This window comes from Methylobacterium sp. J-070, assembly GCF_022829385.1.
GTDB lineage: Bacteria > Pseudomonadota > Alphaproteobacteria > Rhizobiales > Beijerinckiaceae > Methylobacterium.
The window spans coordinates 1-11450 of record NZ_JAKSXX010000032.1 but is presented as its reverse complement, the minus strand read 5'-3'; the positions used below and the strand labels follow the sequence as shown (position 1 = coordinate 11450).

Sequence of the window (11450 nt, the reverse complement as noted above, 5' to 3'; positions counted from 1 at the left end):
GATCCCGCCGGCCTGACCCTTACGATCGGCGGCGAACGAAGAAGGGGCCCGATCGAGGCCCTTCTACGTTCAGGCTGCACGTTGCCAGTGGCCTGATTTTGCTCCGCCACGGCAGCCTGGAATTGGTCCGCCCTTTACAGAGTGTAGCGGGGGTTGAAGAATAGCCTAAGCCCGAAGGCGCGCTCACCCACAGGTGGGACGATCCAAGCCGAAGGATGACTTACCAGTCTAAGGCTTTTCACCATGAACGTCAGACATCGCTCAGCCTGATCTGCATCGCCTGTTAGGCTACGCGGCTCATGACTTGCGCTTCTTGAATGGCAGGTCGGTGTCGCCGTCGAGGAGACGAGGCGAGAGTTGCCGAAACGACCAGGGCGCGTCCGGAAAGGCCCGATCGAAGCGAAGCACGACATCGAACCGATCGCCGTCCCACTTCGTCGGGACGCCCGGCAGCACCTGCTTCTTCAACAGCGCTGGGACGATCTCCTCGACAATCGCCTTGTGCTCCCAGAACACCAGCACGACGCCGGTCAGCTTGACGATTTCCTTGACCAGATCGGCCTCCTGCGAGACCCCATAGTTCGTGTCTGGGTCGAGGTGGAGGCGCTTAGCCACGGGCACGGCGGTCTCCCAAGGGCGGTGGCTGAAGCTGGCGCCTTCCGAGACCGCCTTGGGTTTGGCCGCATAGATCACGTTCGGCGGCGGGTAATCACCCCGTGCTTCACCCTGGCTGAACAGCGCTGCCCAAGCTCCAGCCCGCTGCCATCCTCGGACCACGAGCGACTTCTCGTCCGGCTTGCCCTCGTAAGTCAGTCCTTCTCCTGGAAAGGCCCCCCCTGCCTTCTCGGCGTGGCGCGCCAGCATGATGGTCAGCGAAGACATCCTGTTCCTTCCGGCAACTGCCTGATCGGCTTCAGGAACGCCGGATCGGCGTTGGAGTTCGACACGCGCTTTTAAGGAGGTGCTTGCCGCTATCCTTGCCCGTCAGCGTTGCGATGGACGGTCGGTCTTCCTCGTCGCATGTCCACTGCCCCACTAGGACTGGCTTCCCGCCATCGGCCACATCATCTCGGTCGCCCCCAAATTTCTTCAGTTGTCGAGGACTGGGCCCGCGACTTCAGCCGCCTGATGTCAGACAAGCTCAACGCCCTTTTCGAACGCCTGAAGGCGCATCAGCGCGATCTCATCCTGGAGATGGCCGAACACGTAGGGATGCCTGCCGGGAGCGCCCTCCGGCGAGTTGCGGAGCTTGAGAACGTCATCGCCGCCGTCGAGGCCGTGGCTGATGAAGAAGCTGATCGAAAACGGAAGTCAGACTGACTCGCGTCAGGGCCGCCCGTCATCAATCACCTCCACGAGGCGGCGAGTGCGCGGCTCGACCAGCACGGGATGCCCGTTGATGACCGTGTAGCTGTACTCCGGCAGTGCGAACTCCCGTGGCACGTCGAAGTAGACCACACCGTCCTCTGGCAGCACGGTCCCAACCCGCACTGGGCCAGAGAGTGCGACGGACGGGCGGTGTTCGCCTAGCGCGTAGATGCGAAAACGCTCTCGCCGATCGACACCCAGGATCCCGTTGGCGGTTCCCACAGCCGCCCCGATCGCCCCACCGACGATCGCGCCAAGGGGACCGGCCATCTCCTCGCCGCGGGACGCTCCATCTTGGGCACCTCTTTCCAACCCTTGCGCATGGACAGCCGCGGTGAGGCCGAACGAGGCCAAAAGCGCGAGAGTGGCTGGGATGCGCATGCGGTATCCTCCTGCTCGGTTGCACGGGCCTCCAGGCAGGAGCCTGGGGGTGCGAAGACCTGCCGGGAAACGGGTCGAGCGCCGGACAGGCGGGACGGTTTCTATACACCGTACCCGCCCGAAACTGCGCCTTAAGCGGCCTCGGCCATCGGTGCGGACGACGGCGCGTCCATGGCGCGCAGGTACACGTCGAGCAGCGTCTCCTGTTCGTCCCGCTCGTCCTTGTCCTGCTTGCGGATCTTCAGGATTTCCTTGAGGATCTTCACGTCCAGACCCTCGCCTTTGGCCTCGGCGAAGATCTCCTTCTTCGCCTCCATGAGGTCCTTGATCTCCTCCTCCAGCCGCTCAATGCGCTCGATAATCGAGCAGATGCGCTCGCCTGCGACGGCGACGGTATCGGTAATCTCGGTCTTCTTGGTCATGCGCCGATCCTTCTGACGAGGGGCGCGACCGTGGCCGGTCAGGGTAACCGTGACGTTAAAGAGGACGGTCTGGCCAGCTTGCGGGTGCGAGCGGTAACACGCCCGGCCTGCTCTTCGTCTGCTGCCTCGAACTCCGTAAGACAGCGCCGCTCTGGCATCCTATCGGCGAGCCTCCCACCGCGCTCCATAGCCGCATCCTGAGTATCTGCGGATCTGGACTCACCACGCGCGGTTTCCGAAACTTGCCGAACAATTTATCCCCGGAGAGCTTCATGAACGCTGCACCAGACGGGTCCGTCATCCAGCGCGATGCGCCGCGGGCTGATCTCATCGCCTTCGAGATCAAGGACAAGATCACGAAGCCGGACATCGAGTGGATGTCCTCGATCACCGACGAGGCCATGAAGGCACACGGTAAGATCGACATGCTGCTGATCATGTCGAACTACGAGGGCTCGGACCTCGGAGCTAGGTTCGACGGCTACGCCAGCACGGTGATGGCCCGCTCGGTCGCTCACATCCGGAAATACGTCGTGGTCGGCGCACCGACGTTCGCTCGCGCTATGATCAAGCTCTCGGGGGCGGTTATGCCGGTCGAGACAAAGACGTTCGATCTGTCGGAGGAGGCTGCTGCCTGGGCGTACCTTGCATAGGCCGAGCCATCCGCGGCTCGGATGTTACCACTGGCAAGACGGCGATCGCGCGGTCTTAAAGGAACAGTGGTCGATCATCTTCGCGGGCTGTCCGCCTCGTCGCGCCTCAACACGGAACCGCAGAGGCCGAGCCGGGCGTAGGGTGATCGACGGAAAGGGTTCGACGGGCCCCTGCTGGGCCGACACCAAGTGGAAACGGCGTGCAATCGAGGCCAGTATGAGGACCGCCTCGACCATGGCAAAACGCTGCGCAATGCAAACCCGTGGACCGCCGCCGAACGGCATGTAGGCGAAGCGTGGCAGCGATCGCGGGACGCCTTCCGCCCAACGCTGCGGTCGAAACGCCAGCGGTTCGTCCCAAAAGCGGGGGTCTCGGTGAAGGACCCAGGGCAAGGTGTAGATCGGCGTTCCAGCCTGAATGCGATAGCCGCTTATTTCGCAGTCCTGGCCTGCTTCGCGGCCGATCAGCCATGCGGGTGGGTATAGCCGCAAGCTCTCGTTCACGACCTGCTCCGCTAAAGTGAGGCGTTGCAGGTCCTCGAACGCGATGGCACGCTCACCCACCACAGCGTCTACTTCGGTGGCCAAAGCCGCGCCGACCTCGGGATGCTGCCCGAGGAGATGCACGGCCCAGGTGAGCGCCAAGGCCGTCGTCTCGTGTCCCGCGAGCAGGAAGGTCACTGCCTCGTCGCGAAGCTGGTGATCCGACATCGGTGCGCTGGATTTATCCCCTGACTCCATCATTGCGCTGAGGAGATTCTGCCCAGTCGCGGGCTTGGTTCGCCGCTCCTTGATGATGCGGGTTGCCACGTCCTCGATGCAGGCCAGCCCACGGCGGTAACGGAGATGGCCGGGTAGCGGTACAACGTCGGGGATGAGGATGGGCCGAACCATGCGGCTGGCCATCTCGCGACTGAGATCGTCGACGGCAGCCTCGATGCGCGGAATGTCGTCCTCGATGCCGACGCCGAACAGTGTCTCGGCCACGATGCGCAGAGTGAGCCCCATCATATCGGCATGCAGGTCGCGGACCTCACCGTCCCGCCAGCCGTCGAGCACATGGTCGGTCCCGCGGGACATGACCTGGGCGTAAGCTGCCAGCCGCGCCGGGGTGAAGGCTGGAGCGCACAGACGGCGCTGGCGCTGCCAGAGCGCGCCGTAGCTGGTTACCAACCCGTCGCCGAAGACCGCTGTGAACTGCCGCCAGATGAAGCTGATCTTGGGGAAGGAGCGGTGCTCGGTGACCAGGATGCGCTCGATACAGTCGGGATCGTTCAGGAAGAGGGCGTCACGCGGACCGATGCGGAAGGCGACCACGTCGCCGTAGCGCTGCGCGCATTCCATGAAGAAGCCGAGCGGATCACGTCGCAGGTCTAGCAGGCTACCGAGAACCGGCAGCCCCCTCGGCCCAGGCGGCTTCGAGACCGCAGTAGGAGCGACGACAGGCGAGACCATGGTCAACGGCGATACTCCACGCCGAGGCTCAACCTCATTTACAGCGACGCGTGTGGTGACGGAAAGGGGGGGCGATAATGCTCTCCGCTTCCGGCCTGCACCCTATGTAGCTGGCCAGATCGGCTGACGCTTGAAGCCGTTCACCTAACTGCGCGAGCCCCTCCGTGCAGCCGGCTGGATGGAGGCATCAGCGAGACCGCTGGCTTGAAGGATAGCGTCTCAACCGACAGCGATGCTGGTTCGCCCCGCGAAGCGTTCGGCGTGCCGCTCGATTACCGCGAGGTATCGTAAACGAAGACAGATGAGAAACGTCTCCATCATGCAACATCATTCGTAATGTAACCTGGAGGTAAGAAAAATAAATACTGATGCAATATTTAAGACCACAGACATGCGATACCGAGAGAATATCGATAGAAGCCATATCCGGCAGCGAGATCCACTTCCGAACGAAGCGCAACTTACTGTCGACGCTAAAGACGAGCACATTTTGCTCGACCTTCTGCGGGGCGCGGTGACGGCGAAATCGTTGAGCGTCATGCCCGACGGCCAGATGGTGTATCGACCATCTACGTGCGCTGTGCCGGCAACGACACTGCGGCCGCGCTGATGGAAGCCTGGGTCTCCTATCTGCCGATCATGCGCCGTCAAACCTCCAGGTTGACGGGCTGAACGGACCCGGTTCGCCAAACCTGTCATTCGTCGTGAACGACACGCCTTGAAGCCGCACGTCGAGCTTCCTTCCTGACCCGTTTCACCGAGTTCGTCCCGAGAGGCGGACTTCGCGTTCCGGAAGGCGCGACGGTGCTCGTTCCTCCAGAGGAAAGCGATCACCGCCGCAGCGTAGGATGAGGCTCGCTGCGATCGTGTTCAGATCGCGAAAGCAGCCTCACCGATGGGCAAGGAGTGCATCGACGGATCTCGGCAAGGATCGCTTCAAAGTCCGGTTCGAGAAGGCCGTGCTCGCGAATTAGGGACTCGTGCGTTAGCTCGAACGTCTCGGAGAAGTGTCGCCAATCGGCCTTAGTCCGGAAACGCACATACACATAATCGTGTCGCCACTCGTAATATCAGTCGTGGACCACGTCGTTCGTGGAAAGGTTCGCATGAGCGGTGGGAGCTTGCGAAGCATCTCGCTGACGGCCTCGTCGCTCTCGTGGGCGATCAGATGATGATAATTTTGCATCTTTGATTGTTCTTGGTCGGCCCGATGGCGACAAAGATGTTTTAACCCGGAGCGTTCGAGGCGCGCATTATTTAAGTGGGCGACGGCGCACTTCTTCGAGGAGATGCTTCGCGATCCAGGTGGTGATGAAGCCCTCGACGCCGCAATCAGCCAAGCCCCAGCCGCTTGTCCAGTCGCGATAGGTCTCGTCCGCGAGAAGCAGCCCACCCCGCACCTGGGCGGCGAAGTCCGAGGCTGTCATGGCGGTCGCCCCTCTCTCATCAGGCACTACCTCACGCTGTACCGTATACAAATCTTGACGGAACAGCGTGCGAAGTTCGGCAAATCGTGTGGCTACTCGGTCGGCGGTAGATGGGTCGTAGAGATCCTCACGCGTCGTGCGCTCGAAACGAGCTTTCGCTGTGACAGGAAGGTCACCTGAACGACATATCTGCAACCACGAGGAGGTTTCTCGTGGGCGCCACTACCACCCCGTGACCTGTTCCCCTACGCAAGCATCGCCAACGGTTAACGTGGTTGCGCGCGATGAGCCACCAGTCCTGGATGTCGCGGCAGCGTGAACGCTGGGACCGCATCCGATCCAGCCCGCCCGTCCGCAGCCTGACGGATCTCACTCCGCACGTTCACCTCGCCATCGCAGCCGCATTTCTCGTTATCCTGGCGGGCCTCGGGACGTTGATCCTTCCGCGCGTCGCAATGAGCATCGCGCTCCTGCGGGCGCAGGACGACCCAGTCCAACTCGCAGAACTCCGCCTTCCGGCCGTTGCAACCAGAGATCGGTTCGCCACGGAGATCGACGACGCTCTGCGCCAGGGGGATGGTGATCTGGTCGCCAGCTTCCTCGACCTCGCCGACGCCCAGGGCATCGGGATTGATCCCGAGCGGCGCAAGCGCGCCGAGGCGGCGATGGGCGCACCGGGACGGAACGCACGGAAGGACTTCACCGACGGGTTTGCGTCTGGCAACTCCAACTCCTGGTTCGGCACCGCGGGCTCGTTCGCGGCCGATCTCGTCGGCGTCGGGGATCTCCGCGACCTCTGGCAGGAGGGCAACAAACTCTATCGGGGTGAGCCCTACGACACCTTCGTGCTCGGCCTATCCACGGCGGGCGTCGCGCTGACCGGCGTCACGGTCGCCTCGCTGCTTCCGAGCGGGGGGACGAGCGCCGCCGCCAAGGTACCGGTCGTGAAGGGTCTGGATTTCCTCAAGGGGGCCAGGAAGGCCGGTCTCCTATCGCGCGAGTTGGTCGAGAAGCTGATCGGGATGACGCGCGAGGTCGTGAATCCAGCCTCCCTCAAGGAAGCGGTGGCTGCTGCCCGCACCCTCGACCTGTCGGCAGCGCGCCGGGCCGCACAGGCGTCGATCCGGCCGGACGCCTTGCGAACCCTGACGCGCCTTGGCGAGGACACCCTCGCGGTCGAAGCGCGCCTTGGACAGCGCGGCGCCGCCCAGGCGCTGAACTTGGCGCGCGATGCGGCGGAGATGGGTAAGATCCGGCGGTTGACCGAGGTGATGGGTCGGCGAACCCGCGCCGTGCTCAAGCTGCTCGGCTCGGCCGCCCTTCTACTCGGCGGCATCGTTTCGCTGCTGTTGCAAGCGGTCTGGTGGGCCATCGCATGGGTGTTTACCGCCACCCTCTTCGCCCGACGCATCGGGCTGATCACCGGCCGGTTGGCTTGGGGCCCACGGAGGAAACGGGCGGAAGCCCATAGACCTGGGGATGGGACTGCCGTGTGATGGACTGGCAACGAGAGAATCTACCCCAGATCAAGCTCGACCGGCCATGGAAGCGCTTGCTGCTGCCCGGCCTCGCGATTCAGTGGCTGATCTACATGTTCCCGTCAGGGCGCTACGGCGCGATCCTGTCCGAGACCCGGCACGCCCGCAGCCCGCTGATGACATACGTCTACAGCGCGGCCTTCTACCTCGGTCTCCTGGCGCTGCTCGGCGGCGCCCTCTCTCCGAAGGCTTGAGCGCGATCGATGGCGCGTCGAAAGAAGGAAGCGAGTGACGGCGGCCTCGGGCTGATCCTTGCCCTGGTGGTGATGGCGTTCAGCGCGATCGTCGCCGTCGTCACCTTCCTTTTCCAGTTTGCCGTCACAGCGGCCTTCTACGCCTTGCCGCTGGCAGCCGGTATCACCTTGGTCATTTTGCGTGAGGTCGACGGTCGATCACCAGCCCTGCCGGACCCGGGCGACTTCGACGATGCGGCGGCCTCGCGCATGGTGGCAAAACTCCTCGGCCAGCAGCAGCACTGGGCAATGCGCCATCGCGACCAACACGACCGCGGCTCGCGCGAGGGCCTGCACCTGACGAGGGGAAGTGGTGAGACCCGCTTCGACACGCGCGGTCGGCTCGGCCGGGAACTGAACGCCAGCCTTGATGAGGCTGAGGCGGCGGTGCTGCGGATCGAGGACGCGATCCGAGAGACACGTTTCGACGTCGGTAGCGGCCTGCCGGAGTGGCGCTCCGGGTTCGAACTTTGGACGCGGCGCTACGCCGTCAAGCTCTCGATCCTGCACGCCGTCGTGGCCTTCGGCATCGCAACCGTCGTCCTGTACGTCTGGTCGCTCGCGCGACCTGACGCGGCCTACGCTGCGCAGGATGTGCTGCTCTGGGACCCGCTGCCGTCGCGGGTTTTGATCAGCCCAATGGTCGGTGCGTCCCTGCTCGCCTACGCGACCTTCGCCGTAGCGTTGCGGGTGCATCGTCGTCGGCTGCCGGATCGGATCGACGATGACCGAGCGCGGGGGTGGCTGCACCTCGAAGCGAAGTGGTCGCCCCACACCGACGCCGACGACTACTTCGAGACGGACCGTTCGGAGACCACGCGCGACGGGGGACAATCCGAGCGACGGGAGGAGGCACGGCAGCCGCCTGAGCCACCGTGGCACGAGGTCCTCGGTGTCTCGGCTACCGCCTCCGAAGCGGAGATCAAGACCGCCTATCGCGAGGCGATCAAGGGCTACCACTCGGATCGCGTCGCCAGCCTCGGGCCGAAGCTGCGAGTCCTGGCCGAGGAGGAATCGAAGCGCATCAACGTGGCCTACGACGCGGCGCGCAAGGCGCGGGGTTTCCGCTGAGACGCGGCCGACGCTCGTTCGCCTCCGGCGGCTACTCCGCCGCCTGCGGGAAGGCTTCTCGGTTGTCGTCCTCCTCGTCGATGACAGGCCCTGGCGTCTCGTCGGCTCCGGCACCGCGGTACACACTGTGGCCCATGCTCTCCTGGATCAGCCCGAGCAGCCGCTCGCGCCGCGCGGCGTAGAAGCTGTCGAAGTCGTCCGCCCGCAGCAGGGCTGGGTCGATCGCATGGCTGGCCACGAGTTCGTCAAGCGCCGCGTCGCCACTGATCGAGCCCGCCTCGCGCAGCGCGCCCAGGTAACGCGACGGCGCCGAGCCGCCGATGATGCGGTTCGTCTTGGCCGTCAGCGGCGTCTTGTTGACGATGGTGTCGTAGCGCGCCCGCGGCACGCCGTTCTTCTCGCACCACGCCCGCGGGAACACGTGGTGGATGTCCACAGCATCCTCGAAGTACACCGTGTCGTCGTAGTTCTGCCCCGAACGGAAGTCGCGGGCGCCCTCGCGCATCAGGCGGGCATGCACCCCCTTGTAGGCGGCCGAGAGCCGCGAGGTCATGGTGTCGAGCCGGTCGGCACGGAACACGGCGTCCCGGACGCTGGTCGGTTCCGGGCCGCCATCGATCCAGGCGGGCACCTCCCAAAGGTCCTTGCCGTAGCGCGTCTCGACGGCTGAGCCGTAGAGTTCGCCGAACACCCCGCACCAGTACCAGCGCGTGAGTTTGCGACGTGCGGCCTCCTCCTCCCAGCGGTCGCCGATCGCTGTCAGGATCGCAGCCAGCGGTACCAGTTGTGTGGTGTATGGAACGTCCTTGAACCAGTGGATTCGCTGCGCCCGCAGGAAACGGGCGACGCGCTCGTACCCAGCCTCGACCTTCGGCGCATGCTCGCGGTAGGCGGCCAGTGGTAAGTTGAGAATCGCGTCGCGGGTACAGATGACCGGCGGCGGGTCGCCCGCTGCGCTGCCTGCAATATGCGCTCTTCGGCGACCGGCCGAATGCAGCAGAGACACTGCCTGAAGCAGATCGGTTGGTTGGACCTGCGACAGGACGTTGTGCTTGGCCAGCCGCTTCTGGCGGCCGGGCGCCTCTGATGTGCCAAGCCAGTCCTGGCGCAAATCGAACTCGTCGGTAGCGAAGATGGCGGTTAGGAGTTCGAAGGCGTCGAGTTTCTTGCCGCCTGTGTTGACCTTCTCGAACACGAGGCAGACCGCTTCACGGCTTGTGCCACGTCCAAGTTCGATCACCGGCATCTGGTACCGCGAGAAGGCGGTGAGCACCTTGTCGTAGAAGTCGCGGTAGAAGCCGCGCTTGTCCCGGTCATCGCGGTCGAGCCAGAAGTCCTCGAACCCGTGCTGCCACTCGCGGTCGTCGAAGATGCGGTTCACGGGGAACAGCATGGCCTCATACTCCCGTTCGGGCGTGGTTAGGTCGAGGACTACGTCGCGGCCGAAGTTGCGCGTCTCAATCTTGCTCTCGGGTACGCCGACGATGGCCTCGCCGCGGTCGAGATTGGGATCGAGGGCAGCCTTCATGTCGATGTAGTACCAGCGCTTGATGCGCTGGCGCTTGGAGTTGAGTGTTTCGACGACCTCGCGACGCATGGTGGCTTGGTAGAGCGAGGTGATGCGCTGCTGGCCGTCGAGCAGAAGGCTTTCGGGATCTCGCGTCGCGCTGGCTTTCGGCGCTCCCTCGACGGTGCGGGGCTTGAAGCGCACCTCGCCACCTGTCTGAAGGGTCATCAGCGCTCCAACTGGGAAAGCACGCGAGATCGAGGCTAGCAGGCCACGGATGCCCTCGTCGTCCCAAACCCAACCGCGTTGGAAGTCTGGAAGCTGGATCAGGCCCTCAGCCGCTTTGCGCAGTAGTTCGTCGAGAGGCTTTTTCGTAGAATCGAACTCGACGCGGCTCATGTTGCACCTCCCGGGCAGACCCGTTCGATCGTCGTTGTGAACGCTTTGCCGAAGCTTGACGCTATGGGTGACGTTTCAACCTGAAATGGTCAAGCTTGTATGTGTGCCCGCGCAGAACGCGATAGGGCGAGAGGCGTTCGAGGTGACGCCCTCGTTCAACGGTTGAACGAGCGACCTTCAGGAGTCGCGTTCCCGACGATCGCTGAACGCCACGCCTTGATCCGCTCATCAGTATCCTGCGACGGTCGAAGCTCGTCAGGAAGTCCTTGATCCTGCATACGTTGAGGCCTGTCCGTCGATGGTTGCAGCGTGCTTGAAGAAGGTAGCGTTTGCTGACCCATGAGGACCGCTAGTCCTCGATCACTTCTCGATCGGATCTACGAGTACGGGATCCGATGTGCTCTGCCTCTCGCCAGCGCTTATTCTGCGACGTTATACCTCTGGGCGCTGTTCGCCGGACTGAAGCACTCCGTGACGACCGTCGTCCAAGATCTGGGATCTAGGATGTTTACCACCGGTATGTAAGGCGATCGTCCAGCGATCAGAGTTTTCCGGTGAACGAGCCCCCGCCAACCATCCCCACAACGTCATCGACGCCCTGGCTCATACTGTCCACCGCGTTCGACCTAGGTCATACCGGGACGGAACGATCCCGGACTGCCATCAAATCTCATTCGAGATGCCATAGATCTATTTTAATATTTTCGAAGCTTACAACCTGCTCTAAGTCTGATATCCGAAGCTTTATAGGCAGCTATTCGATAGCCTTCATACACTTTTACACCGTCTGTGATGCTGTAGGCCATGAACTCTTCCTTAGTTCTTTTTTCCCGTGGAGAGGTGCAGCCAGTAGGATTTGACCTGACCGGCTGGCTTTGGACCGGGCTGATTGAGAGGATCAGCCAGGATCGAAGGAGTCGGACATGCGGCGAGGTCAGAAGACGAGCGCGGAGCAGGTGGTGCTGAAGCTGCGCCAGATCGAGGTGCAGACGGCAC

The 11450-nt window shown here is 63.3% G+C and carries 12 protein-coding genes; 5 read left to right on the top strand and 7 right to left on the bottom strand.

The genetic code is table 11. The annotated features are described in order from the left end of the window. Positions 1-297 precede the first annotated feature (297 nt). Positions 298-882 (bottom strand): histidine phosphatase family protein, encoded by a 585-nt coding sequence (locus MKL01_RS01425; RefSeq protein WP_243903458.1) that lies wholly within the window; start codon positions 880-882, stop codon positions 298-300. 246 nt (positions 883-1128) lie between these two features. On the opposite strand from MKL01_RS01425, the gene MKL01_RS01420 reads away from it, so the two are divergent. Then, positions 1129-1320, top strand: coding sequence for a hypothetical protein (locus MKL01_RS01420; protein ID WP_243903457.1), 192 nt, complete (start codon positions 1129-1131; stop codon positions 1318-1320). Between the two features lie 6 nt (positions 1321-1326). On the opposite strand, the gene MKL01_RS01415 is transcribed toward MKL01_RS01420, so the two are convergent. Together MKL01_RS01415 and MKL01_RS01410 are read right to left on the bottom strand one after the other, a co-directional pair. Then, the gene (locus MKL01_RS01415; protein ID WP_243903456.1) at positions 1327-1749 is read right to left on the bottom strand and encodes a DUF1236 domain-containing protein; all 423 of its coding nucleotides are present in this window, start codon (positions 1747-1749) and stop codon (positions 1327-1329) included. A 131-nt stretch (positions 1750-1880) separates the two neighbouring features. Continuing rightward, positions 1881-2171 (bottom strand): DUF2312 domain-containing protein, encoded by a 291-nt coding sequence (locus tag MKL01_RS01410; RefSeq protein WP_243903455.1) that lies wholly within the window; start codon positions 2169-2171, stop codon positions 1881-1883. Positions 2172-2443: 272 nt separating this feature from the next. Here MKL01_RS01410 and MKL01_RS01405 point away from each other — a divergent pair, with 272 nt between their 5' ends. After that, positions 2444-2824 carry an STAS/SEC14 domain-containing protein gene (locus MKL01_RS01405; protein WP_243903454.1) on the top strand — a complete coding sequence of 127 codons (381 nt, stop codon included), beginning with the start codon at positions 2444-2446 and terminating at the stop codon, positions 2822-2824. A gap of 24 nt (positions 2825-2848) precedes the next feature. On the opposite strand, the gene MKL01_RS01400 is transcribed toward MKL01_RS01405, so the two are convergent. After that, on the bottom strand, positions 2849-4279 hold the full coding sequence (locus MKL01_RS01400) for a cytochrome P450 (RefSeq protein WP_243903460.1): 1431 nt from the start codon (positions 4277-4279) through the stop codon (positions 2849-2851). 1253 nt (positions 4280-5532) lie between these two features. Beyond that, positions 5533-5706 (bottom strand): hypothetical protein, encoded by a 174-nt coding sequence (locus MKL01_RS01395; protein ID WP_243903453.1) that lies wholly within the window; start codon positions 5704-5706, stop codon positions 5533-5535. Positions 5707-5990: 284 nt separating this feature from the next. Here MKL01_RS01395 and MKL01_RS01390 point away from each other — a divergent pair, with 284 nt between their 5' ends. The 3 genes from MKL01_RS01390 to MKL01_RS01380 all read left to right on the top strand — a co-directional run bounded on the left by MKL01_RS01390 (position 5991) and on the right by MKL01_RS01380 (position 8548). Next, positions 5991-7202 carry a hypothetical protein gene (locus tag MKL01_RS01390; RefSeq protein WP_243903452.1) on the top strand — a complete coding sequence of 404 codons (1212 nt, stop codon included), beginning with the start codon at positions 5991-5993 and terminating at the stop codon, positions 7200-7202. Then, positions 7202-7438, top strand: a complete 237-nt coding sequence (locus tag MKL01_RS01385; RefSeq protein WP_243903451.1) for a hypothetical protein — start codon at positions 7202-7204, stop codon at positions 7436-7438. Before MKL01_RS01390 ends, MKL01_RS01385 begins: the two co-directional genes overlap by 1 nt. Before the next feature lie 72 nt (positions 7439-7510). Continuing rightward, positions 7511-8548: a J domain-containing protein gene (locus MKL01_RS01380; RefSeq protein WP_243903459.1), complete on the top strand. Its 1038-nt coding sequence runs from the start codon at positions 7511-7513 to the stop codon at positions 8546-8548. Positions 8549-8579: 31 nt separating this feature from the next. Here the strand turns inward: MKL01_RS01380 and MKL01_RS01375 are convergent, their stop codons facing one another. Then, on the bottom strand, positions 8580-10454 hold the full coding sequence (locus MKL01_RS01375; protein WP_243903450.1) for a DUF262 domain-containing protein: 1875 nt from the start codon (positions 10452-10454) through the stop codon (positions 8580-8582). A gap of 695 nt (positions 10455-11149) precedes the next feature. After that, positions 11150-11450: hypothetical protein (locus tag MKL01_RS01370; RefSeq protein ID WP_409566186.1), on the bottom strand; the 301-nt coding region annotated here is incomplete at its 5' end.

Coding starts and splice junctions, on each gene's coding strand:
- MKL01_RS01425 (WP_243903458.1), bottom strand. CDS start 882: ATGTCTTCGCTGACCATCATGCTGGCGCGCCACGCCGAGAAGGCAGGG.
- MKL01_RS01420 (WP_243903457.1), top strand. CDS start 1,129: ATGTCAGACAAGCTCAACGCCCTTTTCGAACGCCTGAAGGCGCATCAG.
- MKL01_RS01415 (WP_243903456.1), bottom strand. CDS start 1,749: ATGCGCATCCCAGCCACTCTCGCGCTTTTGGCCTCGTTCGGCCTCACC.
- MKL01_RS01410 (WP_243903455.1), bottom strand. CDS start 2,171: ATGACCAAGAAGACCGAGATTACCGATACCGTCGCCGTCGCAGGCGAG.
- MKL01_RS01405 (WP_243903454.1), top strand. CDS start 2,444: ATGAACGCTGCACCAGACGGGTCCGTCATCCAGCGCGATGCGCCGCGG.
- MKL01_RS01400 (WP_243903460.1), bottom strand. CDS start 4,279: ATGGTCTCGCCTGTCGTCGCTCCTACTGCGGTCTCGAAGCCGCCTGGG.
- MKL01_RS01395 (WP_243903453.1), bottom strand. CDS start 5,706: ATGACAGCCTCGGACTTCGCCGCCCAGGTGCGGGGTGGGCTGCTTCTC.
- MKL01_RS01390 (WP_243903452.1), top strand. CDS start 5,991: ATGAGCCACCAGTCCTGGATGTCGCGGCAGCGTGAACGCTGGGACCGC.
- MKL01_RS01385 (WP_243903451.1), top strand. CDS start 7,202: ATGGACTGGCAACGAGAGAATCTACCCCAGATCAAGCTCGACCGGCCA.
- MKL01_RS01380 (WP_243903459.1), top strand. CDS start 7,511: ATGGCGTTCAGCGCGATCGTCGCCGTCGTCACCTTCCTTTTCCAGTTT.
- MKL01_RS01375 (WP_243903450.1), bottom strand. CDS start 10,454: ATGAGCCGCGTCGAGTTCGATTCTACGAAAAAGCCTCTCGACGAACTA.